Consider the following 24,504-nt stretch of genomic DNA (forward strand, 5'->3'; position numbering starts at 1 on the left):
TTCTTATTAGGATTTTTTAATAATTCGAAGGAGGCTTAAATGATTCAACTATCTTTTTTAATCCATACACAGTAAACTTAAAATGATAATCATTTTAAAACTTATAACCGAGAGTAAACCAGAGATTTCGCCTTTCGAGGGGGTGCATGGTTGGATAGTAGCCCCCGCTCGCAGAACGAATTCCCGGATCAAAAAACTGCTCATTCGTAGCATTGTTAATCAGTAGGGATAGATACATATTCTGGTATAAAAAATTATCCTTACGAAGATTGACTTTAAAAAACTTATAACCCGGAGTTGTTCTTTGCGGACTCGTTCCTATATTCCTTCTAACATCTACATAACTCAATCCGAGGTAAATGGAAAAATCTATTAAGATCATATAAGTTAATCCTACATTAGCTTTATGAGTAGCAATATTCGGCATGGGCCCTGTAGAAGGAACCGTTTTATTTCCCGAACTCGATGTAGGTGAAACGGTTAATTTCTGATATACTTCATTATAAAAATCAAATACAGGATCATCTCCAAAAAAGCCTTTCGTACTGGGTGAAGAAGTTAAGCTCGCAGGTAAATTGGTATACTCACCCTTATTATAGGTATAATTCGTATTCAAGACCAGTTTTTTTGTAACCTCGGAATTGTTACTGATTTCCGTTCCATAAATCCTCGCAATACCTAAATTTTGGTTTTGATACCAGGTCCCATTTCTCGGATCAACTCCATTGATAGGAACGGTATCTGTTGTATTTGTTAAAAGTATCAAATGAGAAACCTTGTTATAAAAAGCCTGAGCTGTAAAATAGGATTTCTTCATAAAGCGATAACCAATTCCCATTTCATAAGATTGTAGCTTTTCCGGTTGTAAATCCGGATTAGGTTTTCGCGAGGTTGTCCCGGAAAAAAGTTCTTTTGTAGTTGGTGCCCGAAAACCACTTCCCACCAAAAACTTTAGGGTTAAATCATCACTGGGTTTATATACAATTCCGATTCGAGGGTTTCTTGTCGAGCTATACACAGTATTATCATCATAACGATATCCTAATGTAATGGCAATCTTATCTACCGGTTGAATATACTGCTGTATATAAGCTGAGTAGTTGGTATACTTATACTTCTCAACACTTCCATAGTCTTTTTGTGGCATATCATAGCGAATACCTACTCCTACTATCGTATTATAATTTCGATTATGGGTATACTGTAGTTTTTCTTCTGCCTGATAACTATAGTCTTCCCGTGAATAGCCTTTCACCACATCCCAGTTCTGAGGAGTATAGTATACTTCCGGTGAATCATAACCTTTCGTTGGCACATATTCATGACTGGTATTTAAAACCGCGGAAGTTCGAATCAGCATCTCACTATCCAAACTCAGCTTTTCTGAAAACTCACGTAAATAACCAACCGCCACTGTATTACTGGAAAAATCCCAGTTACTTCCGCCGAGTCCCTGGGGAGTACTGATGCCCATTATAACTCCGAGTCTTCTTGCATTGTTTCGTAAATCGTAGTTGTTGGTTTCTAAACCTCTCTCTTTCGTATCCAACTGTTCAAAACCGCTGGCAAAAGTTCCCTCTCCCTGTAGATACTGCCAGTTGATGGTTTCAAACCTAAGATTCCCCATATTGAATCTGGCAGTTACATTATAGGTTTTTTCCGGGGAGTTATTATAGGTTTTAGACCAACCATAGCCTATAGAAGAAGTATCCGGAAAACACATCTGACCGCAGGCCTCGTATTCAAAGGCATAGCTTGCATTATATTTATCTAATGTTTTGTAAGGATTTTTTTCCGCTCTACGTAGGTCGCTTATTCCTCCCATATTGGGGCCTTCTGTCTGATAGTAATAAGCAGCAAGAGAATAAGTATAGATAGACTCCTTGTCTGTTCCCTTAATGCTTCCACGAGATGAAAAATCTACAGATCTACCCACATTTCTAAAATTGGATTCATAAGAACCATACATTACCTGCACATGGTTGCCCGGAGAAGATTCACCATCTTTTGTAATTACGTTAATAATCCCATTAAAAGCATTAGCACCATAAAGAGATGAAGCCGGGCCGGACACAACTTCGATTCGTTCCACATTTGCGAGCGGGAAACGTATGCTTCCCTGGGCGGCATATCCATCGTTAATATTATTATTCGGGATTCCATCGATATAGACAAGGGTTCGGTTGGGTTCTCCCACAAGACCTCTCTGCATTACGATTTCCGGATATATCCCGTAGTTATGTTGAAAGTCAAATCCGGGAAGATCATGCAGAGCATCACTCAATGTACGGTATCCTCTTTGACGAATTTGCTCTGCTGTGATTACATAAATAGCAGCCGGAGCATCCTTTAACTTGGTTTTACTCCGTGTAGCCGTTACGACTTCCTGTTCTTCAAAAAGTTTAAAAACTTCTTTCACTTCCTGATCCAGGGTTTTGGGTTTTAATATAAAATCTCTATTTTGACTGACATCTTTAGATAAAAGTTCCGTTTCAATATTGCTCTGCATTTCTTTTTTCTGAGGATTCGCTCGAATTTTGTTCTCCAATCTGCTTATCAAATTGTTTATACGTTCCTCCTGCGTTTCTTTAATTTCACTCTCATCTAAAACGACTCCTTCCAGAGAAAGGTCTTCTAAGGAAAGTGCGTCCACGAGATAACCTTTAGCCGGGTCATAAATCTGTATATAAATTGAAGGATTGATTCTCTTAGAAGTTTCATAAAAGCCTTCGAGGTATAAGTCTCCATCCTTAGCAGTTCGTAGATTCGTCTTTGTATCTTTATCCAGCTCTACTATTTGATAGCCCATACTCTCCATTTTTTGGATGAACTTCTTCTGCAAAAGCTCATTAAATTTCGCATTATCTGCATCTATTGCATTAAATGTTTTATAATAAACTTTCTTAGAAGCCTGTGCAAAAGAATGAGTAAATAAAAAAACGAATAATAATAGATAACGCATACAAAACTCCTCATGTAATAGTGTATGTTTCTTTTTTAAGTCTGTCAAGTTACAAAATAATTAACTTTCATAAAGTCTGTTATTTTCCCGTGTACTGCAAACCTTCTAAGGCCCGTAGATTACCCGGTGAAGTTTTTAAAGCTTCTAAAAATCGATTCCTGGCAAGCTGTTTTTTACCGCGCTTTACGTAAGTCCAGGCCAGGCCGAGGAGCATTTCAGTATCGGAAGGATAGTCTAAGAGTAAGGACTCATAGATTTCTTCTGCCTGCGCAAATTGACCGGAAAGATAAAACCCATAAGCCATAATACTTCTGGCTGTATAGTTTTTAGGATCTTTACGCATTACAGATTTGGCTATAATTTCCGATTGTTTATATTTACCTAATGCAAGCAAGGGTTTTAGTTGTCCGATTCTCGCTTCAATAGAATCCGGAGAAAGAACAATGGCTTTCTGGTAATATTCTATAGACTGGCTCAAATTTCCATTGAGATAACTCAACCAGGCGTAGCGCAGGTTATAAAAATAGTCGAGGTGATTGGAATCAAGTATTTGTTTCATACCATTTAATGCTTCCAAATATTTTTGCTCATACTCTAATTTTACATTTTTCTTCAATTCTTCCTGCATATCAGCTGCAAAAATACTAACTGTACCCATTAGAAATAATGCGAATATAAATCTCATAATACTTAAAACCTCACCTGCAAAGATATGCTTCCACTATTAGATGTATTTCGTTCCCCTATGGAATTTTTCCAAAAATCACGACTTCCTGATAGACTTATTCCAATATGATCATAGTTATATTGAATCAATCCGTATCCTCCTCCATTCATATAAGAAGGGTTATATACCGGCTGCCCTTCCAGGATGGGTGTATATAATTTTCCCAAACGCCCTCCTATAGCTACATGAAACCACTTATATGTAAATCCCAATGTTTCTTGAATAGCTGCCAGATTATGAGTCAGGGTATTTGTTGTACTGTATGTCCAAATAGGATTTGGCTGTAATAATAAAATGTCTGTCTGTTGAACTTGCATTTTTTGAACAATGCCTTTTGTTTTACTATAAAAATTGGGATGAAATGCCCAATGATAAGCGAGAGAAGCCTGCATCCCGTTATTTGCAGGATAAGAGATACTGCCGAGTTCTCCTATAATTCGACTACTCTTTCCATAACTTAGACCTACATTTACATTAACTCCTCCATTGGTATAAGAATCATTGCTGCGAATATAATGAACATCGGCATAAAAATTGCTTCTGTAGGATTGATAAAAAGACAATCCCAATGAACCATGTTGGATTGAGTAATCGGGTGAAGTCAGAAGGGAATATAGTTTATAAGTATTATAGGTATTACTTAAATAAGACAGTATTTCCGTTCTGCTTGTATAATAAGAATATTGAATCAAGTTGTATTCATCAAAAATATAATTCCAGACTCCCTTTGTTGAGTTATAATTATCCAAACGTTCATTGGCAAGACCCAATCGAATTGTCCAGGAATCTAAAAAAAAGTAACTCAAGAAAAGCCCGGCTTTTTCTCCCCTTCCTTTTAAACTCGAACCCTGAAAACTATAGGGATTATAAAAAAGACCGAGAGTAAATTCGGAGTCTTCCGTCGGCAAGCCAAGGGAATACCTTGCACCTGCATGTTTCGGGTTTTTCTCATAAGCCTTCCAGAAAAGAAAAAGGCCGTTATCCATCTCTCCGTTCAAATATTTATTTATTCCTTTTCTCCAGATGGTTTCTGCTGTTTCTCCATGAAGCTCTTCTATTTTTCTATAAAGCTCTTCTGACTTCTGATACTCTCCCATTTTATAGTAGGCTTCTGCCTGTCTTAATAGTACCCAATAATTCCTTCCATCCAGATTCAAAGCTTCCTTGCCAACTTCAACACTCTCTGAATTCTTACCCTTTAGTAATAATACCCACTGTTTCCCGATTAGTGAATCAAGATTTGGAGAAATCTGGTAAGCTTTTTCGTAAAATTCCAATGATTTATCGTATTCTCCTAATACTGCATAACAATACGCCATTCGGTTATAAGCAATGGAATGTTCCGGTTCTTTCGTGATAATGAGCTGTAGTATTTCAAGAGCATCCTTACATTTATTCTCAGATATAAAACGATTTGCCTTAGCATTTAATTCAAAGAGATTGGATTCTTCTGAATAAATCAAACTTCCCCAGACAGTCAACAATAGCAAAACTAATTTAATCAGATTCATGGTCTCTTTCTATCATCCATTGGTTTTCAGAATTCCTGACAAGAATAAGTCCGGGCAAGTTACCTGTGAACTCCAGAGAAAGCTCTAAGATTTTCTTTTCTCCTCGGTGAGAAACATTTGAATATAAAATCGGATTCTCCTTTGAGTTCACATCCATTTTTGCTTTCCACTGTAAATACAATTTATCACTAAAAGGTTGAATAAAATCTTTCCAGATCCTTATATACAATTTTGAGAAGTGTTTATAGGGTAACCTGTCTTCCCAATAGGCATTAGAATTTATAAAAGGAACACGGTACATGGCAAGATATAATAAGAATAAGGGTGTATTCGGATTTCCTAAATAATCTAAACAGGAAAAGGAATCTTTTCCCAAAAAAAATATCAAACGGTTTGATTTCTCATCTTCGATAAAGCGATTTCCCCAAAAATCAACTCCGGAAACCCAGTTTTCCTTAGTTAGCTTTCCGCTATTTTTCACTATGCGTATTGGAATACTCAAACCCGGGGCCAGGGAAAAAAAAGATTTCATATTAAAGTCAGATACAATGTTGGAAATAATATCTTCTTCTTTCGGCACATGATTATATTGGATTCTCTTTTCTTTATCTTCATAAAAAGTATACTGTGTAAATCCCAGAGGAACAGTAGTACTTCCTACTTCCGGGGTACTTTGAAAATGAAGGTGAATATGGGGTTCCGGACTTCTTCCTGAACTTCCCGCCAAACCAAGCTTCATTCCGGCTTGCACAATATCTCCCTCTTTCACAAGAACTGAATCTTTCTGAAGATGAGACAACTGAGAATATAGGTAAGAAGAATGTTCGATAAGAACCAGGTTCCCCCAATTTTCCTTATTGTCCATCTCCCCAGGAGGATTATCTTCGAGATGGTTCACTACTTTTACTACCCTGCCTACTGCCGGTGCCAGAACCGGCAAACCGAAAGTATAGTAATCGTTCAAAGTAGTATCTTTTCCTTTCCTGATATTCCCCTCTGCATCGACTGCCATAAAATCCAAACTTTCTTTCCAGAGATTTTTATGCGTAAATTTTCCCGAATAGCCCTGCGAAACTTTCCATTTACCCGAAAAAGGAAGTCGTATGTCTAGAATTGTGGAACCAAATCTTTCCAACCTTGTTTTATAATAATCGAGGTTATTCTCCGGAGAACCGGGTAAGAAGTCCACCACCCGAAATCTATCATTCCGCAAAAGTCTGGCTACATGCAAGAACAAGAGAGATACCGTAACAAAAGGCAAAGCTAAAACCGGTATACTAAAATTTATGAAAAATATTTTTACAAAGGAAGCAATTAAAGCACTGGATATAGAAGCAAAAATCGCTAAAATAAATGTATAGGGAGAGGGAACTAAGAAGATCCCTCCTACAGCAATTGCAGTTAACATATGGTTAAACCCTACTGTACCTGCACTTATATCAATCATATTTCCTTTCAAAAAGATATGAAACGCTACTCCGCTAGCATACCCTAATATGGATAGAAAAAAAGCAATCCGACTAAAATAGAATAAAATAAGGGAAAAAATTAAACCTGCCCAGGGACTCGATTGAAAAAAAATGGCCCCGAAACTTTTAAAGTAAAAGTTAATATGCGATGGTAAAACTGGAAAATAAGAATCTATCTTCAAAGGTTCATAGTTTGACTTTAAGGTAAAACCCTGATAGTTATAAAATGCGAGATATACCATAATACTGATAATCACGAAAGGTATAGAAAGAACCGGAAGTCCAAAGAAGAAACCGAGGGAGTGTTCCAGTGCCAGGGTTACAAAAATAAGAACTACGCAGGCTGCCAATAGCATTAACAAAAGGCTTATATTAATTTCATAATATAAGCTAATGGATAGACCGAATAAAAGTCCATTGAAACCATATAAACCTTTTTTTATCCTATCTTCATGAACACCAAGCAAATAGGCGATGAGATTGGAAAGAATGGCCCCCAGAAGCCCCGTGATACCGGCCTGAGGGTTTAGAAAAGTAGTTAATAAAATTAAAAAGCCAACCAGACTCTGGCTACTAAATAACACCGTCGAATAAGCCTTGAGGTTGGCTTCCAATAAAAGTTTTATAAGGTTCATAATCTACTTCTCTTCGATAGCGAGTAAATCATCTACTGTTTCTTTCCGACGTATCAACCTTACTTTTCCTTCTTTGCTTATCATGACTATGGCCGGTCTCATCTCAATAAATTGCATCCACTGGGTTACATTATAGGCTCCTACCGGGTGCAAGACCAGCTTCTCTCCCCTTTGCATATTCGGTAATAAACAACTCTCACGAACCATATCGATGTTCATGCACAGAGGTCCGTATAAACTCACATCTTCAAAGGTTCCTGTATAATTTTTAGCCGTGGCTACCTTCAAATCGTACCAGGCGGTAGTGTATAATAAATTCACACCGGCATCAATTACGAAACTACGCTTCCCGTTCGGCATAGTTTTATTGGCAACTACGGAAGTGATAAGATAACCTGCTTCATCTACCAGTGCCCTGCCCGTTTCCAAAAATAGAGGGGGAGGATCATCCGGAGAAAACGCATCATAAAGGCCGGATGTAATCGCTTCGGCATAAGAATCAAAAGAAGGAAGAATGCTGGCATTAGAAAGATACTGACCTTTTAGTTTATTAGCAGATGCGAATCCTCCACCCAGATCTATATATTGCATGGGCTGGCCTAATTCATCACGCAAACGTTTATAAAAATCAACAATTTTCTTAGCTGCTCGATTATAGGGTTTTGCATCGAGCATAAAAGTCCCGATGTGACTATGAAGTCCGCATACCTTTACTTTCCCTCCGCTACTTTTTATTTTTCTCGCAGCTTCGAGGGCCTGACCCGATTCGAGGTTAAAACCAAAACGACTCCAGAGAGGATAAACTCCCGTATCTAAATTGATCCTGAGTGCTACTTCTAAAGTTTTTCCACCCTCTTCCGCTATTTTTATTAAATCTGATATTTCATCAAGATGATCTGCATGAATTTTAGCTCCTTCTAAAGCTGCTTTTTTTAGGGCTTCATAAGGTTTATACGGTCCATTAAATATAATTCTTTTACCGGGTATTCCATTCTTCCTGGCTTTTTCATATTCAAAAGCCGATACAACTTCCGCCCAGCTTCCTTCCTCATGAAAAACTTTACAGATAGCATTTAAGTAGTTGGTCTTATATGACCAGGCGGCCTGAAAACTCGGATAGCGGGACTGGAAAGCCTGGTTTAATTCCTGAACTTTTTTTCGCAAACTATCTTCTATAAAAACGAAAAGCGGTGAACCAAATTCTTTTACAAGATCTTCTACGGCGACTCCGGCAAGAGAGACAGTACTATCAGGTACACTAAAGCCACCAAATTTATTGGCAGCTCCCATATATTGTCTTTGTATAATAGGACGACTATAAGCTTTTTTTGTCATTCTTTACTCCTGTAAGAAATTTCTGCTTTAGTTGATAAAGAGTCGAGAGACGAGAGAGGGATGATTTCGTCCCGACTATGCCGAACAAATACCGTTCCGACCCGGTATTCCTCCTGTTTTCGAAGTTCCTCTCCCATTGCCAGCTTGACTTGCATCAGGGGTAAGTTTTGCCCGGCTGCTGTTGCCAGATAAATCCAGGCAGGAAAACGGGGATTTATCTCTAAAAGAAAAACTTTTCCGGTTTTTTCTTCTATAATATATTCTAACTCACAACCTCCATCCCATTGTATGTATTTTAGAATATTCTCAGAAACTTGTAAAACTTCTTCATTTCGAATACTCACTCCCGCCCAGGCTTTTCCCTTATCGGTTAAAAACATTTTTTTCATGCAAACCGAACCTATAGTTTTCCCTTTCTTCGCAATTGCAGCCACATTGCACTCCTCACCAATTATACATTCCTGCAAAATTACAGGAATTCCCCATTTAGCAGCAAGATGATAAAAGAATCCTATAGCTTCTTCGATAGTTCGTGCGAGATAAGCTTCATAAAAAATACCTTTCACAAGAATTGGAAAAGTTAATTCGGTCATAGCCTGATGAATACCTGCTGCATCCTGTAAAACTAAAGTTTTCGGCAATGCGATCCCTGCTTCTTCCAGATTCTCTTTCAAGACAGATTTGTCTCGCATATGAAGCTGCTCTTTGCCGGGCAAGAAGGTTCGAATCCCCAGTTGTTTCAGTTCATTTTGGATGGAAATGTAATTATCCAGTTCAGAATCGAGTGTAGGAAAGATCATATCTAACCTTTCTTTGGAATGAATATATTTAATTCTTTCCAAAAGTAATTCCGGACCGGAACGTGGGTAAGGAATCACATAGGAGGATTCAATTAAGTCCTCCATAAAATTACCGGGTTCTAATACATCATAAGCCAGACCGATAAGATGAATTTCATCTTTTGACTCTTTTAAAGATCGTAAAACCGGAACACCGGGACCGGGGTTATCACTGGCATTTAAACCGCTAACCGCTATTCGTAAAGACTTCATCCTGATATACCCAGTTCTTTTAACTGTATTAAAAAATCAGAAAGATCTCTCTCCGCCTGCTCCTTTTCTGTTTCATATTCATCTAAAAGTCCTTCTATAATTTCCTCTCTGGACTTTTCCTTCTTAAGCTGGTGCACAATAAAGATTCCGGTTTCATTTAATGTATAGGTTCTACCGGTTGTTGGATCAAACATAAAACCTGTATCGCTTATAGCCAGAGTTCGTAACTTTTGATAATTCATAATACCCTCACTAACCAAGATTATTCTTTTTATCTTTTCGTTTCAAGTTTTTATTTAGAATCAATACTTTTTTATCCTCCAGGCATCAGCGTGAAGATTAATTAGAATATTCTTATATATAATTTATCTTAATCCGAATAGACCTAACATACCCAGGAGACTGTCAACTTTCCAGTCATAACGAGTAACCTCTCCCGGATTCGCATGGCCATATTCACAATATAGAAAATAGGTTTCAGCAAAATCAGCAGCCTCTCTATCAGAAGCCCTATCTCCTATCATTAGGATCTCTTTGGAAGTTAAGCGATATTCTTGCTTATACACATTCAGAATTTCTCCTTTTTGATGTATTTTTTCGTAATCAAGGGTAACTAAACTATCAAAATAAGAAAATACCCCGGCTGTTTTCAAAACACTTTCAATATAAGGGTAACGCCCATTTGAAGCTGCACAAATGATAAATCCGGCTTGATTTAAACCTTCAATCGTTTCCTGAATTCCTTCATAATAATGCCCTTCTCCGTTTTCTATTTTTTCACAGAGAATATGAAGAACCGAACGAGAAATAATATCCCGCTCTTCTTCGCTTATGTCCGGTAATAAATTCCTAAAAATAGTTTTAACGGGTTTGCCTATTTCATTAATGATGGCTTCTTTAGAGGGAACAAGGATGTTTTCTCCGCTGGATTCCGAAAATCTCCGGATGGCTGACTGATAGGTTCCGGCAATAATATTCTCGGTTGAAAATAAAGTTCCATCTACATCGAAAGCAAGGAGGCGAATCTTATCCATAGGTAATACTTTCCATATGCCCTAACAAAAAAAAGTGTTTTTTATTCTTTTTTATAAACTTCTTGCACTCAGGTTTTAAGATTGATTGCTTTGTATCTATGAATAAGATAGGCCTCATTCTTTTACTGGTATCTATGTTTCCCGTGTATGCCGAAAAACTCATTGATATTGAAAAACCGGAAGATAATAAAAGAAGTAACATGCCACCCCTGATGGAACGATACGTTTTAGATGAACTCAAGGCACTCAGAATAGATATTATGGAGTTCAAGGCCGGAATAGTGGAAAAAGTCGCTAATAAGGAACTCAGCCTCGCAGATAAAGCAGTGAGTTACTCCATCAATACAGTTACCTATTTTTTCTATATGGTGGTGGGAGCAATTTCTCTCATGGCCCTGGTCGGATGGCAGTCTTTTCGAGATCTAAAAGAAAACCTGCGTAAAATAGCAGATGCGGAAATCACCCGATTAACCGAAAAATACGAAAAACGACTGGATACCCTTGAAAAAGAAATACGGGAAAAAGGAGAGTTAATCCTGGAAAATCAGAAAGCCATAGAGAAAACCCAGAACATTCATTCCCTCTGGGTTCTTTCGACTTCCGAAACGGACCCTCAAAGAAAAATAGAAATCTACGACCAGATTCTTGAATTAGAACCGGAAGATCTGGATGTACTATCTAAAAAGGCCGAGGCAGCCCTCGAAATTGGACAGGATGAATGGGTTTTAAATATCATAAATCGGATCTTGGAACTAAATCCCGATTACCTCTCCGCCCACATCCTGAGAGCCAGGGTCTATTTGAATACCGAACAAAAAGAACTTTCCCTTAAAGAGCTGGAAAAAATTTGTGAAAATTATGAACAGGGTTTTGATAGAATTCGAATGGATGAAACTTTATCAGAACTAATCCCGGAACTTATTAAAAGAATTAAACCGTAAACCTTATGAAAGAAACTGATATATTGCAAAATAGAAAAATACTTTTTGAAAGCGGAAATTTCTCGGACTACCGCTTTCAGCTCCAACATCGTATTCGAGCTTCGCAACTTCATCTATACTTCCAACTCAGCAAGGATGAAAAAATAGCCATAGAAAAAACCATTCGCTTGAATGTAGGAACCAGCCCGTATTATCTTTCCCTGTCCGATCCTTTTGATCCCGACTGTCCCATTCGAAAGACTATCGTTCCGAGGATATCAGAAACTATTCATTCAGAGGAAGAAAGTCCGGATCCTCTCCATGAAGAAAGACTTTCCCCGGTGCGAGGACTTACACGTATGTACGGAGATAGGGCTCTTCTCTTTTCTAACCAGGAATGCTCTGTATATTGCCGACATTGTATGCGTGGAAGAAAAGTCTCCTTCAACGAAGAACGAATGGATAAAGAATCCCTTGATAATTGTTTAAATTATCTCAAAAACGACACAGCCGTTAGCGATGTAGTTATATCCGGTGGTGATCCATTAAACCTGAGTGATTCCCGGATTGCCTACATATTAGAAACTCTTGAAAAAATCCCGCACATTAAAATCTGCCGTATCGGAACCCGAAACCCGGTTACCCTTCCTCAAAGATTCACCAGAGAGTTATGTGATATTATAGAATATTATAATACTGATAAATTATCGATTTTTTGTAATACACAATTTAACCACGAAAAGGAATGTACAAAAGAAGCCAAAGAAGCTGTTTTAAAACTTTTAAAATGCGGAGTGAATGTAGGCAATCAGTGCGTACTCTTGAAAGGCATTAACGATACAGGTGAAGCCATGTTAGCTTTACATAAAAAACTACTCGAAATGCGTATAAGAGCCTATTATATGTATGATGGAGAGTTAATTCCGGGTTCAAGGGGTTTTCGGGTTCCCCTACAAAAAGGCATTGAAATTATTGAATACATGAGAGGAAAAATAGGGGGAATGGGTATACCTCAATTTGTAAACGATCTGCCCGGAGGGGGAGGTAAAATCATTCTTTCACCTGATTGGTATCTCGGCTTTCACAAAAAAACAAGATACCACGTTTTTCGCTCGGCGATAAGTGGTACCTTCCACATCAGTCCGGAGCCAATAGGCTCGGAATATGATCATACCTACAAAAAAGTTCCGGAAAATATCTGGTTACAGGTTAAAGAAATTTATAAAATTCCATAGTTTAAAGGAAAATGGAATCAAAATCAATTTACTGTCGTTCGTATCCAAGAACTTCCGCTGTCCATCTCTTTTCCAAAAGTCTTGAAGCAAAAGAAATAGCTTCCGGGTCAGCTTCTTCCTTTAAACGCTCGAAGGTATCGCTGTCAATTTTAGGATCTAAAATCCGGGCAGCCGGTAGACTCATACCTAATTCAGGAAGAAAACGCAGGGTATCCCATACCCAGGTATCCTTATAAACCCTGACTTCGTTCATACAGACCAGGACCCAATCCAGACTACAAGTATGATGCAGGGGTAATAAAATAATCAAACGATGTTGCATATCTTCTTCACGAAAAGCTAATTGTCGTTTAATGTATGTAGAAGGATAAGTTTCTAATTCTTTTTTTATATAGTCCAATAGATCTAAAGGGAAATTTTCTTCAGGATTCAAAACAACATCCAGAATACAAAACGGATCGATTTCTTTTCGAATTCGCAGGGCTTTGATAATGCTTTCTTTTTGAGAAAATAAATCCTTACCGGTAAACCAGATAGCATGATGAGAACTTGCCGGTCCTATTAATAATTGCATCATATTTTCTGAATATTCGTTATAATTAATTTTATAAACATCTGATTGTCCGTATTCAAAATCTACAAGATGCGGTCTCGGATATTCATCGATTCGATAATCAAGTCTGTATTCTACTTCTTCAAGAGTTTCTTGTATTTGTTTATAAGTAAAAGATTTTGTTTTTTGAATATAATAAGGTGGAGTATCTAAAAATTTCAATCCTTCTTTTTCGGCCTCTCCGCGCATAACAGTCCCCGGTAATACAGACAGAGGAAAAATTTGTAAATAATCCGTAAGTCCTTCCTCTATAAAAAAATCCACACCGGATAAAACATCCTCAGGTGTGTCACCGGGTAACCCGACTATCAAATCCAGTAATAAATCCATCCCCTCTTCTTCTAAAAGTCTTGCCACCTCTGCTACTTTTTTCGGATTACCATATCTCTGAATTTTCTTTAAAGTTTCCGTGTTTATGGATTGCAGGCCAATTTCGATTTTAGTAAATCCGGCCTCCGAAAGCTTACGGGCAAGCTTTTGATTAAGCCCCTCAGCTCTGAGTTCTGCAAACATATTGCATTGTCCCTTAAGATTCAGTGAACTCATCATATCTAATAAGTCTTCAAATGACTGTCTGTGATTAAATGTAGGATCTAAAAAAACCAGCTCTTTTGCTCCTGAATCCTTAAGCTTTTGCAAAAGGACTTGTATTTCAGATAATTCTAATGAACGTAATCTGGAACTACTTTTTGGATAAAAACAATAGGTACAGGAAGATTTACAACCTCTTACTGTTTCTAAGTAAACAGGAATAGAAGCTTGAACGGGCAAAACAGAATTCAGATAGGGAGATGGATATTCACTCAATAAAAAATCAGGGATATAAGATCGAAAATCTGAAATAGACATACCGGGGTAATATAAACCGGGGAGCAAAGGCATTTTATTTCCTTGATACAATTCTTCTAATAGTTTAGAAAAGGTTACTTCCCCTTCCCCCTCCACATAGTAATCAATACAGTTATTCTTAAAAATATGAGGATTATCCAGATTGACCTCCGGCCCTCCTACTATAATAACCACATCTTTTTTATTCTTTTTTACTTCACGAGCAATATAGAGACTTCTTTCGGAATTCCAAAGGTATAAAGAGAAAGCAAGATAAGAAGGATCTTTTTTTAATATGGTATTCAGGATCTTTTCATCACCCTCTTTATCCATAATATCCAGATCTAATATTTCAAATTGATAATTTTTCTTATCAAGACCCTGTTTTAACGCTGAGACAAGAAGACAGGCGGCCGCCAATGGAACATTCCCCGTTGTAGCATAATAAGCAGGTGGAATAATCGGTAACTGTAATAATAAAACTTTCTGCATTCTACTTAAAATCGTCGATGCATCTCATCTAATTGATAGGCCCTTCCTTCTTCCCACAAATAGTCAAGGATAGCAGACAAAACTACCGCATTCCATTGCTTCTGTAGCTGTAAAGAAAGTTTCACTTTTTTATTTACAGAAGATTGAATATTCAAGTAACCTTCCCCTACACTTTTCCTTAAATCTTTCCACTCCACAAAATGTTCTTCTTTTTTAAACCAGCGCCTAACGCTCATTTTTAAGCCGGAAGGAGAAATTTCAACACTTGCTAATTTAACTGACTTTCCTTCATACAACGCATCCAAATTCTTTTTAAATAGCTTGTAGGTAACAGACTCCCATAAAGCTTCGATAATAGAAAAATAGGTTTCCTCCATATCCTTATTTTTGCCGAACATTCTTACTGATTGAAAGCTGATTCTAAGCTTTTTAGAATTTTCATCTTCTATTTCAATTTCATAAATTCGATTCGTTTTAATACCGTTAACATAGATTTGCATGATTCCATAACGGATCGCTTTTGCGTTTTCAGATAAAATTTCTTTATCTTCATACTTCACACGTTCTGCATTTATCTGTAATCTTCTTTTTTTGAAATGTAAAAAACTTCTTTTTAAATAGATGTCGATCCTATCTTCCACAGTCAAAGTTTGGAACTTGAGGATTTTATGGAAAGCAGAATTTTTTCTATATTTTAAATTTGTTTCTTGATTCTTACATACGAAAAAACACTCTTTAAAAAACCTATGCCTCTTAAAAAGACATTATACCTTTTACTAATCTTTCTCAGCCTTTTTTTATTTAACCGTTATATTCTTTTCTTTAAAGATATAGGGGAAAAACGATTTTCAGTGAAGAAAACAAGCCTTACAAGCAGACCCGGGTTTTATGCAAACCACTACAGTGCGAAGAAATCCTTCCATATCACAAAAAGATATTATTCCGATTGGTTAAAAGCAGAAGGAGAATGGAAAGACCATTTCATCCTAATTCAAGAAAAAGAGGGAGAGGTTCTCCTTTTAAAAAAGAGAAGTAATCCTAAACCTTATTGGGTAAAGCAGGAAATATTGAGTAGTCCCGGTGAAAACTTAAAAATCTTTTTAACAGAAGAAACTCCAATGCCTGAAACCACCATAAGCACCTGGCAGGTTATTTTACACAACGACACTCATTTTTATTACCGAAAACCAATGCTCAGCGAATATCTGCACTTTCAATTTAAACAATTACTCAGTTTTCCGCCGATAGGACAAAACTAATTTAGGAAATTTTTAATTTTTTTCTGCGCAAAGGGTAAATCTAAAAATACTCCCCTTACCCTCCTTACTCTCAATCTGCATTTCTCCACCATGCTTTCTAACAAATTCCTTACATAAAATCAAACCCAGTCCCGTTCCCGATTCTTTTTCAGTACCTCTGGTACTATATCCTCTATCCAAACGAAATATGTTGTTAATCTTATCCTGAGCAATACCTACTCCTGTATCTGAAACAGAAACTTCAAGACAGTTTACATCCAGGATTTTATAATCCACATAAATCTCTCCTCCCTTCGGAGTAAATTTTATAGCATTCGAAACAAGGTTTCGAATAATCGTAGATACCATTTCCCTATCTGCATAAACCCGCACTTCTTTGGGAATTCTATTTTTTAAAGTAATATTTTTCTTTTCCGTACTATCGTAATATAGCTCCAGAACTTCCTTTACAGCATCTCCGAGTGAAAAATTCCAGGGTTTATACTCAAGCCTTCCGGTTTGAGATCTGGACCATACTAAAAGATTATTTAACAAGTCAAATGCAGTTTTAGCTCCCTGGTAAATATAATGGATATAATTTTCTAATTGTTCGGGTGACATAGACCTATATTCATTTAATAATAGATCTGTAAAACCAATAATAGCATTAAATGGATTCTTTAAATCATGTGAAATTATGGAGAAAAATTTGTCTTTTGTTGCATTAATTTCAGCAAGTTCAATTTTTTGTTTTCGCAACCGAATATGCGTTTCTACTCTCGCAATCAACTCTTCACTTAAAAAAGGTTTAGTAATATAGTCCACACCACCTACAGAAAATCCTTTCACAATACTGTCCGAATCGCTTTTGGCTGTTAAGAAAACCACCGGGATATCATGATTTCTTTCAATGTCTTTCAACTTCCTACAAACCTCAAAACCATCCATTCCGGGCATCATGATATCAAGTAATATTAAGTCAAAATCCTTAGTAGATAACCAATCCAGGGCTTCTTCTCCGGAAGTAGCAAACTCAATCTCATAACCTTTTTCCTGCAATAGATACCCCACAACCTGGATGTTTCTCGGAACATCATCTACAACTAATATACTGGCTTTTTCTATTAAATCATCCTTCATTATAATTCCACTTCCCTTTCTAGATCATTCACAATACCTTGAAAATCACTTATTCGACGTTTTATCTCCTGTATATCAAAAGATTTAATTGCATCCAAAAGAGTATTTCCATACTGAGTTAGAATAGGTATTGTATAATTTTTACCCAGCTCACAAACTCCCTGTGCAAATGATTTCACATCTGAGATGGATTGACGCTTTTTAATTTTCTCCCATTCAGAAAGTAATCCGGAACGTATTTCTTGTAAGGCTCGTATATTATTCTCTTTCGAACCAAATCCTCCTTCCATTTTTTGATTATCCATCAATTCGATTTTTTCATAAGGTAAAAACTTACTAAGTTCCAATATTACATCTTTCAATTGAACTGGTTTATTAATAAAGGCATCAAACTGTATACCTTTTTCATTCTTATCAATAGTAGAGCCGGTAATAGCAATCATCGGTTTTAATTCAAGCTCGGAAATCGCACGAATTCTTCGCCCCGTTTCGTATCCATCCATTCCGGGCATACGAAGGTCCATAAGAATTACCTCAGGAACTTCCCTTTGAGCTATTTCAATAGCCTCCAGTCCATTCCCGGCTTCAAAAGTTTGAATATTTCGTTTTTCTAAAAATTTAGAAAGTAAATGACGGTTCATATCGACATCATCAACAATAAGAACTTTTGACTTTTTAAATTTTATACTATTAATATCACCACTATATTGTAAATTACCTCTATTCGGTTTTACTGATAGATTGAAAAACCTTATAGAAAATTCACTCCCTTTGCCTACTTCACTTTCTACCTCAATAGAACCCTTCATCATTTCTATTAATTTCTTACTAATAGATAGGCCGAGTCCTGAACCCTCATATTTTCGGGAATCAGCCTCATCCTGCTGTCTAAAAACATCAAATATACTTTCCCATTTCTCTTTTGGAATACCAATTCCTGTATCTTTTACTTTGATACATAATTCCTTATTTTCCTCATAGAATTCAGCTTGTACATTTATGCTTCCTTTTTCAGTAAACTTCACTGCATTAGAAATAAGATTAAATAATACCTGCCGAACCCTTATTTTATCCAATACGAATAGGGGTAATTTTTCCGGTATTTTCAGAAGAAAATCTAACTTTTTAGAATGTACCTTTGGAAGGAATATTTCCTGTAAATCATTTAAAAGATCCAAAAGATTTACATCTTCTTCCTGTATATGCATTCGTCCGGATTCGATTTTAGCAAAATCCAGGATATCATTGATTAAACTCAACAAAACCCTTCCACTTGATTTGATAGCCTGAATATAACTTTTCTGTTCCGAGTCTTCAATCCTCTTATCTAAGAGATCTGCAAAACCTATCACGGAATTTAAAGGAGTTCTTATCTCATGAGACATGTTGGCAAGAAAAATACTCTTTGCCATATTTGCCTGCTCTGCCTGGTCCTTAGCGGTCTGTAATTTTTTTTCAACTTCATCTCTCTCTGAAACATCAGAAACAAAAGCAAATGAATTAATAATTTTTCCTGCATCATCGGTAATAGTACTGGCATGAAAAAAAGCAGGAAAAATATCTCCACTTTTCTTTACCAAATCCTGCCTGTAAGCTCGATGTCGCGTAGACGAAATTTTCTCTAATTGTTCTTTAATAGTTTTATAACTTTCCGAATTCGCAAAATCCAGAGGGGAGTGACCTAAAAGTTCTTCCTTGCTATAGCCCAGCATATCACATAGTGCCTGATTCACTTCTATGGTCTTTTGCTCTGCATTTATCATCCAAAAACCTTCTGCGGCGGTATTTATAACCAACTGATAGAGTTCCTCCTTTTCCTGTTTGTCTTTCTCAAATTTTATTTTTTCCGTAATATCATATATTATGGAAAAGAGGTAATCTTTACCTGCTATTCGAATCGGGTTAGAGGTTACCTCCACTTCCCGAATATTCCCATCTTTCAAACGATGCCTGAAGTGAAAAAAGTTCTTTTTATGGTCTTTCGCAAATGCCATTTCTCTCCTTACTTCATCAAAAGAAAGAATATTAATATCCTGTATACGAAGTTGCAAAAGTTCTTCATACGAATAGCCATAGAAATCACAGGCTGTAGGGTTTGTATCCACGATTTGACCAGTGCCGGAATCAATTAGAAGTTTTACACTTTTATCTTCTTTAAAAATTATACGAAAACGTTCTTCACTCTCCAAAAGTCTATTCTGTTCCTGTAAAAAGGTTTCATCAGCTTCCCGGAGCAATGTTTCCATTCCGGTCCAATCTCCCTGATTGATATGTTCCTGCGCCTGTTTTCGAAAATTTTCATAATTCCACATAAGTCAAACCCTATACTTCCTTTCTTAATTTCTCTATCCCTTTAGAAATTAAACCCTTTTTTTCAGGCTTTTCGGATTCTAACTTCACTCTTTTTTTAGGAAGGTATTTTCCTGAATCCAGTTCCTGTAAAAAAGATATCATATACTCACGTGCATTGCAACGCAAATCCCAGAGTTTAGACGAATTTTCTGCCGACATTAAAAAACGAAGCTGTAGAGAATTTTCCAATATATCCGTAACTTGTAAACCACATACTCGTTTATCCCAATTTTCTTGAGTAGATAAAAAAGTTTCAAATACGTTTCTCAGTTCAGGAATAGGAACCGTATAGTCTGCATAAAGAACCACAGTGCCTTTTAAGTCAGAAGAAACCTTAGTCCAGTTTTCAAAGTTTTTCTCTAAAAAATGATTTATTGGAATAATCAACCGCCTTTCATCCCAGACCTTTAAAACCACAAAAGTCAGGTTAATTTCCTCCACTGTACCGTATTCTCCGGATACAATTAAGGTATCTCCAATACGAATCGGCCTTGTCATGGCCAATTGAATCCCCGAAAGAATAGAGGCAATTGACTTTTGAGCTGCGAGACCAATAACGATACCCGCCACTCCAGCTGAAGCTAAAAGCGACATACCCACTTTTCGAACCGCGTCAAATTGAAAAAAGACCAGGGAGACTCCCAGGATCCCTATAAAAATATTTAATACTCTTCTTATAAGGATAAGCTGTGTTTTTGCTGCTCTAACAGTAACTTCATTCTCTTTCCCTTTCAAATTCAAACGATCTTCCAGTATCAGGGAAATAAAATTCATAAACTGAATTAATATCCAGGTGGAAACGATGATAAGTAGAGATTGTAAAATAGAATAAAAACCTTTTCCAATATAACGCGGAAGGTATAAGAGTTCTAAAGAAAAACTTAATACAAGTAAAATAAAAAATAATCTCAAAGGACGATTAATGGTCAGAAATAAGTGATTATCCCATTCATTTGTTGTCCAATCCAGAAGATAACGAATTAATTTATAAAATATAACTGTAATCAAAAAACCAAAAAGAATAGAAAGTATAAATGCAAAAGGTAATATTATCCATTGCCAATATTGTAAACCCAGCATTTGCTGCTGAAAGAGAATTTCAGGAAAAAAACGTCTATATATATTTGGTCCATAGGTTTCATACATAGTCTCTGATAAGCTTACCGTATCTGTAGAAAAAACCCAGATCACTTCTCCGTAAGAAATAAATTTAGTAGCCTGTAAGGAAATTTCCTTATCATTATCTACAACATAGCCAATGATATCTCTATACTTAATCCCATCATTCAAATCTCCATCTTTCTCATTTGATAAAGAATCAATATCGATTGAAAATCTTTGATGAAACAAATAACAAATCTTCCTTGCAATATTTTCACCAAGTTCTTTATGTCTTGAAGCGGGATATTTTCTTAAGTCTAAAAAATAAGCAGCTTTTGTATATTCAGCTTTTTTGCATAAGCTCGCAAACTTTTCAATAGCCAGGCGTGGACTATGTATTCCGGAAGGTCTTAGCTCGCGTGGAAGACCGTTGTGAGGACCCGGGAAAACAGTAAGTGTCCAAAACAAAAAAATAATGAAAGCAAAAAAAATATTCTTCATTCAAGAGCCTATAATCAATCAATTTACTTCAAATTAAAACCTATAGCTTTCCTGAAAAGACTTAAATAAAAGGGACATAAAAAAAGCTTGCCAATTCAAAAACTAATTATATATTTGGCAATCATATAGTTAGTTAGTTGGTATTATAATGCTTATGTCCCATAAAAAATATCGTCGAAGTATGGATAGAATCCTAAAAAAAGTTAAAAAAAGAAATCGACATTTAACCGATTCTATAAATAAACCAATTCCAGCAGTGAGAGTCAAAACATAGTGAGTGCTAAGGGTAATCTACTTCATAATTTTCAGGAATTCTTATCCATAGAAAAGGGTTTGAGTGAAAACTCGATAAACTCCTATGGCTACGATCTAAATAAATTTAAAAATTTTTTAGATCAAGAACAGGTTGATTTTCTTGATGTTCAGGCTGACCATATTATGCAATTTTTGGTCAAAGAAAAAGACCGAAAAGTATCTTCCAAAACCCTGGCGCGTGAAGTAGTAGCGATTCGCCAGTTTTACAAGTATTTAAAAGACGACAAACAAATTGACTACAATCCCACTGACAAAATCGAAACTCCGGAAGTTTTGAGAGCCATCCCGGACCACCTCACACTCGAAGAAATCGAAAGTCTTTTTAATAAATTGAACGAAGACAATCCCTACGAGCTACGGGATAAGTGTATTTTTGAACTTCTATATTCTTCCGGACTGCGAATTTCAGAGGCCTGTAACCTGAGGATGGAGGATCTGGATCTAAATTCTATGACCCTTATCGTAGAAGGAAAAGGAGGACGACAAAGACTTGTTCCTTTTGGAGAGAAATCTCTGGAAATTTTAAAGAAATACCTGGACAAAAGCCGACCGGAAATTTTAAAAAGTCGTTCCTGTGATTATCTATTTGTATCCAAGAAAGGCTCTTTCATCAACCGAAAGTCTGTCTGGCGGCTTCTTAATGATTATCTAAAAAGAACTAATATTAAGAAAAAAGTAACCCCTCATACCCTGAGGCATTCTTTTGCTACTCATCTTTTAGAAAATCATGCCGATTTGCGTGCCGTTCAGGAACTTTTAGGCCATATCGATATTTCAACCACCCAGATCTATACCCAGATGGCCAATAAAACTCTAAAAGAAGTTCATAAAAAGCACCATCCGAGGGGATGATTTATTTCTTTTCCTTATCTTTTTTTGGCTTTTTCGGAGGAACACTCGTTAAAATAGGCAGCATGTCATCTGCAAGGTATATATAGTTCCTTCCATCATAGGTTCTGAGTTCGGAATGAAAGATTTTATTCTTTCCAAAATTAATCGTAACTCGCGGATGCATGGACTTTTCAATTTCCACACAATTTTCCTTGGATGGTTCAAAGGAATTTAGCAGTTCTTCGTGCTGCTCCAATATCCCGTTTAATTTTACACTGAGATTCTTCTCTGCAATTTGAAGTTTTTTATGAAAGATTTTTTCTTCTGCATCCAGCTCTCTTTTATTAGATGTTTCTGTCAAAGAGAAGAGATTTTTACGGATTCTATCTAAAAAATCTGTTTGTTTGGCAGCTTCCTGTTTAAGCTTCTCCAGTTCGTCCAGTCTTTCCGGGGGGATACCCACATATAGAGAGGTTTTTGTTTCGACAACCGCACCCAATTTTCCAACAATAATGGACTTTCCGGCAATAGCTTCTCCACCGATAAACTCTCCTCTTCCTCCCTGGATCACAATATTCTCTCCGGCAACCAGCCGGGAATGCATGGAGGCCTCATGAATAAAAATCGATTTAGTGGCTTTCAGATAAGCTTGCTCACAAAACTTGGCGTAAATATCGGCTTTAGACTCAATACTTCCTCCTCCTTTCCCCATTACGCCTCCATTTAGAACTATATCTCCATCTGCCGAAAGAAAAACTCTTCCCACACTCTTTTTAATTATTAAAGAACCCCTGGTACTGAGCTTGAAATCGTCCGCAATCCTGCCTTCTACAATAATTGTGCCCGGAAAATCCACATTCCCGGTAGAATAATCAACATTGTTTAAAAGGCAAACTTCATCAACTCGAATGGATCCATCTCTTCCTAAAACCGGTCTTCCATCAATTTTTGAATACAGTTTCTCATCATCTTCCGACAGTTGACAATTATCGCCTAACCTCCAGGGGGGTCTGGTTCCTTCCGGACTGGGTAATTCTTTTCCGAAAACATCCATTCCGGATTCTCCTTTCTCCGGGTGAACTCTCTCAGCCAGAAGCTCTCCTTTTTTAACCGTCTGGATAAAACCAACGTTTTTTAAATCCACTCTGCCCGAAAAATCCTCGGTAAGAGAAGGTTTTCCATTAGACTCAAAATGTACCTTAATATAACCATGCTTTGTTTCGCCGGGAGGAGTTCCTTCGGCTACCAGAGTTCTGGAAAAAAAAACCTGATTCCGTATAAGTAAATCAAGATTGTCTTCCTTAATTCCATATTTAATCCCGGCATCATTGAGACTTTTCAGGAGACTTGCCTTTGTTTGTAATTTGCCTCCATGTTTCGGAGGTAAAATTCTCAGGTAAGCTTTCATTCCATCAGGATTCACATCCATTTCAATCAGGGAATCCTCAGGTTTTCCACCTTTCCATTCTGCAATGCGATATTCTTTATTTTCAGCCTGCTTAACAATAAGAGAGACCTGCTTCTCATCATATTTTTCAATCCCGAAAAGTCTTAAACGATTCGTTACTTCATTTAATTCGATTCTCCTTCCATTTTTTCCGGGTTTGGAAACAGAAAGTACGGCAAAGCCTCCCTCATTACGAATCTGAAAATTACCATCCTCATTATCCTCAATCTCTTGAAGCAAGGAATCAAAAAACTCATTTCTGGGCATATTGTCCTCCGGGGACTTCTACCATAATACATTCTTGATATACAAATTTTTTTCCATTTGCGGTTAAAAACTCAAGAATTTCAGGGCTTTCAGCACCCGGCTGAAGCCAGAAATTATCATGCCCGTTCTCTACAGCCTCTTTAATAAAGATAAATGCATACTTAGGCGGAATCACAATGTTTATAATATCGTAGGACTCTATCTCTGAAAGCTTATGATAAACGGGATGTCCTTCAATTGTACTGGCTTTTGGATTTATAGGAAATACCTCGACGTCTTTATCTTTTAAATTTCGAAAGATAATATTTCCAAATTTTTTCCTATCGTTAGTTGCTCCTACCAGAACAACTTTTAAGTTATCATTTTTTCTTGCTTTTCTTAATATTTCATTATCCATAAGTACCTTTATTCTCTAAAATCTGAGAGTCCATAAGTAAAATCTTTACCCGCTTTCACTTCAAGGCCATAAACATATTCATTAATTGTATAGGACTTGATT

Annotated in this window: 20 protein-coding genes (1 of these 20 only partly in view); 4 read left to right on the forward strand and 16 right to left on the reverse strand. The window is 36.7% G+C overall.

The features are described from left to right. Window positions 1-94 precede the first annotated feature (94 nt). The 8 genes from H7A25_26375 to H7A25_26410 form a co-directional block, all read right to left on the reverse strand. Window positions 95-2,962: a TonB-dependent receptor gene (locus H7A25_26375; protein ID MCP5503454.1), complete on the reverse strand. Its 2,868-nt coding sequence runs from the start codon at window positions 2,960-2,962 to the stop codon at window positions 95-97. Window positions 2,963-3,041: 79 nt separating this feature from the next. After that, a complete protein-coding gene (locus H7A25_26380) occupies window positions 3,042-3,647 on the reverse strand; it encodes a tetratricopeptide repeat protein (GenBank protein ID MCP5503455.1) in 606 nt (201 codons plus the stop codon). Between the two features lie 5 nt (window positions 3,648-3,652). Then, window positions 3,653-5,200, reverse strand: a complete 1,548-nt coding sequence (locus H7A25_26385; protein ID MCP5503456.1) for a tetratricopeptide repeat protein — start codon at window positions 5,198-5,200, stop codon at window positions 3,653-3,655. Then, entirely contained in the window at window positions 5,187-7,304 is a 2,118-nt protein-coding gene (locus tag H7A25_26390; protein ID MCP5503457.1) for an urea transporter, read from the reverse strand. The genes H7A25_26385 and H7A25_26390 overlap by 14 nt, the downstream gene beginning before the upstream one ends. 3 nt (window positions 7,305-7,307) lie before the next feature. Then, window positions 7,308-8,639 (reverse strand): alanine racemase, encoded by a 1,332-nt coding sequence (locus tag H7A25_26395; protein ID MCP5503458.1) that lies wholly within the window; start codon window positions 8,637-8,639, stop codon window positions 7,308-7,310. After that, a complete protein-coding gene (locus H7A25_26400; protein ID MCP5503459.1) occupies window positions 8,636-9,691 on the reverse strand; it encodes an ATP-grasp domain-containing protein in 1,056 nt (351 codons plus the stop codon). Before H7A25_26400 ends, H7A25_26395 begins: the two co-directional genes overlap by 4 nt. Then, a complete protein-coding gene (locus H7A25_26405; GenBank protein ID MCP5503460.1) occupies window positions 9,688-9,933 on the reverse strand; it encodes an HPr-rel-A system PqqD family peptide chaperone in 246 nt (81 codons plus the stop codon). Before H7A25_26405 ends, H7A25_26400 begins: the two co-directional genes overlap by 4 nt. A 123-nt stretch (window positions 9,934-10,056) precedes the next feature. Next, window positions 10,057-10,725, reverse strand: coding sequence for an HAD family hydrolase (locus H7A25_26410; GenBank protein ID MCP5503461.1), 669 nt, complete (start codon window positions 10,723-10,725; stop codon window positions 10,057-10,059). 98 nt (window positions 10,726-10,823) lie between these two features. Between H7A25_26410 and H7A25_26415 the strand changes: the two genes are divergently transcribed. Then, window positions 10,824-11,666: a hypothetical protein gene (locus tag H7A25_26415; protein ID MCP5503462.1), complete on the forward strand. Its 843-nt coding sequence runs from the start codon at window positions 10,824-10,826 to the stop codon at window positions 11,664-11,666. Between the two features lie 5 nt (window positions 11,667-11,671). Then, entirely contained in the window at window positions 11,672-12,880 is a 1,209-nt protein-coding gene (locus tag H7A25_26420; GenBank protein ID MCP5503463.1) for a KamA family radical SAM protein, read from the forward strand. Window positions 12,881-12,908: 28 nt separating this feature from the next. Here H7A25_26420 and H7A25_26425 read toward each other — a convergent pair whose 3' ends face one another. Then, window positions 12,909-14,813, reverse strand: a complete 1,905-nt coding sequence (locus tag H7A25_26425; GenBank protein ID MCP5503464.1) for a radical SAM protein — start codon at window positions 14,811-14,813, stop codon at window positions 12,909-12,911. Between the two features lie 5 nt (window positions 14,814-14,818). Beyond that, window positions 14,819-15,454, reverse strand: coding sequence for a hypothetical protein (locus H7A25_26430; protein ID MCP5503465.1), 636 nt, complete (start codon window positions 15,452-15,454; stop codon window positions 14,819-14,821). Between the two features lie 105 nt (window positions 15,455-15,559). On the opposite strand from H7A25_26430, the gene H7A25_26435 reads away from it, so the two are divergent. Next, complete coding sequence (locus H7A25_26435; protein ID MCP5503466.1) at window positions 15,560-16,072, forward strand: hypothetical protein; 513 nt, start codon at window positions 15,560-15,562, stop codon at window positions 16,070-16,072. A 12-nt stretch (window positions 16,073-16,084) separates the two neighbouring features. Here the strand turns inward: H7A25_26435 and H7A25_26440 are convergent, their stop codons facing one another. The 3 genes from H7A25_26440 to H7A25_26450 are packed head-to-tail and all read right to left on the reverse strand — an operon-like array spanning window position 16,085 to window position 21,145. Beyond that, on the reverse strand, window positions 16,085-17,191 hold the full coding sequence (locus H7A25_26440; protein MCP5503467.1) for a hybrid sensor histidine kinase/response regulator: 1,107 nt from the start codon (window positions 17,189-17,191) through the stop codon (window positions 16,085-16,087). Continuing rightward, the gene (locus H7A25_26445; GenBank protein ID MCP5503468.1) at window positions 17,191-19,503 is read right to left on the reverse strand and encodes a PAS domain S-box protein; all 2,313 of its coding nucleotides are present in this window, start codon (window positions 19,501-19,503) and stop codon (window positions 17,191-17,193) included. The genes H7A25_26440 and H7A25_26445 overlap by 1 nt, the downstream gene beginning before the upstream one ends. 10 nt (window positions 19,504-19,513) lie before the next feature. After that, window positions 19,514-21,145: a mechanosensitive ion channel gene (locus H7A25_26450; protein MCP5503469.1), complete on the reverse strand. Its 1,632-nt coding sequence runs from the start codon at window positions 21,143-21,145 to the stop codon at window positions 19,514-19,516. A gap of 270 nt (window positions 21,146-21,415) precedes the next feature. Here H7A25_26450 and xerD point away from each other — a divergent pair, with 270 nt between their 5' ends. Beyond that, a complete protein-coding gene (gene xerD, locus H7A25_26455; GenBank protein MCP5503470.1) occupies window positions 21,416-22,312 on the forward strand; it encodes a site-specific tyrosine recombinase XerD in 897 nt (298 codons plus the stop codon). A gap of 1 nt (window position 22,313) precedes the next feature. Here the strand turns inward: xerD and H7A25_26460 are convergent, their stop codons facing one another. The 3 genes in view from H7A25_26460 to H7A25_26470 are tightly spaced (at most 8 nt apart) and all read right to left on the reverse strand, a layout consistent with a single transcriptional unit that may run on beyond the window. Beyond that, complete coding sequence (locus H7A25_26460) at window positions 22,314-24,005, reverse strand: DUF342 domain-containing protein (protein ID MCP5503471.1); 1,692 nt, start codon at window positions 24,003-24,005, stop codon at window positions 22,314-22,316. Next, entirely contained in the window at window positions 23,992-24,402 is a 411-nt protein-coding gene (locus tag H7A25_26465; GenBank protein ID MCP5503472.1) for a CoA-binding protein, read from the reverse strand. The genes H7A25_26460 and H7A25_26465 overlap by 14 nt, the downstream gene beginning before the upstream one ends. An 8-nt stretch (window positions 24,403-24,410) precedes the next feature. Then, window positions 24,411-24,504, reverse strand: partial view of a methyltransferase domain-containing protein gene (locus H7A25_26470; protein MCP5503473.1) — the final stretch only. Its footprint extends 536 nt past the window's final position; 94 of the gene's 630 nt are visible here — the last part of the coding sequence; its start codon lies beyond the right edge, outside the window; it ends in the stop codon at window positions 24,411-24,413.

The sequence above is a fragment of the Leptospiraceae bacterium genome (assembly GCA_024233835.1).
Lineage (GTDB): Bacteria > Spirochaetota > Leptospiria > Leptospirales > Leptospiraceae > JACKPC01.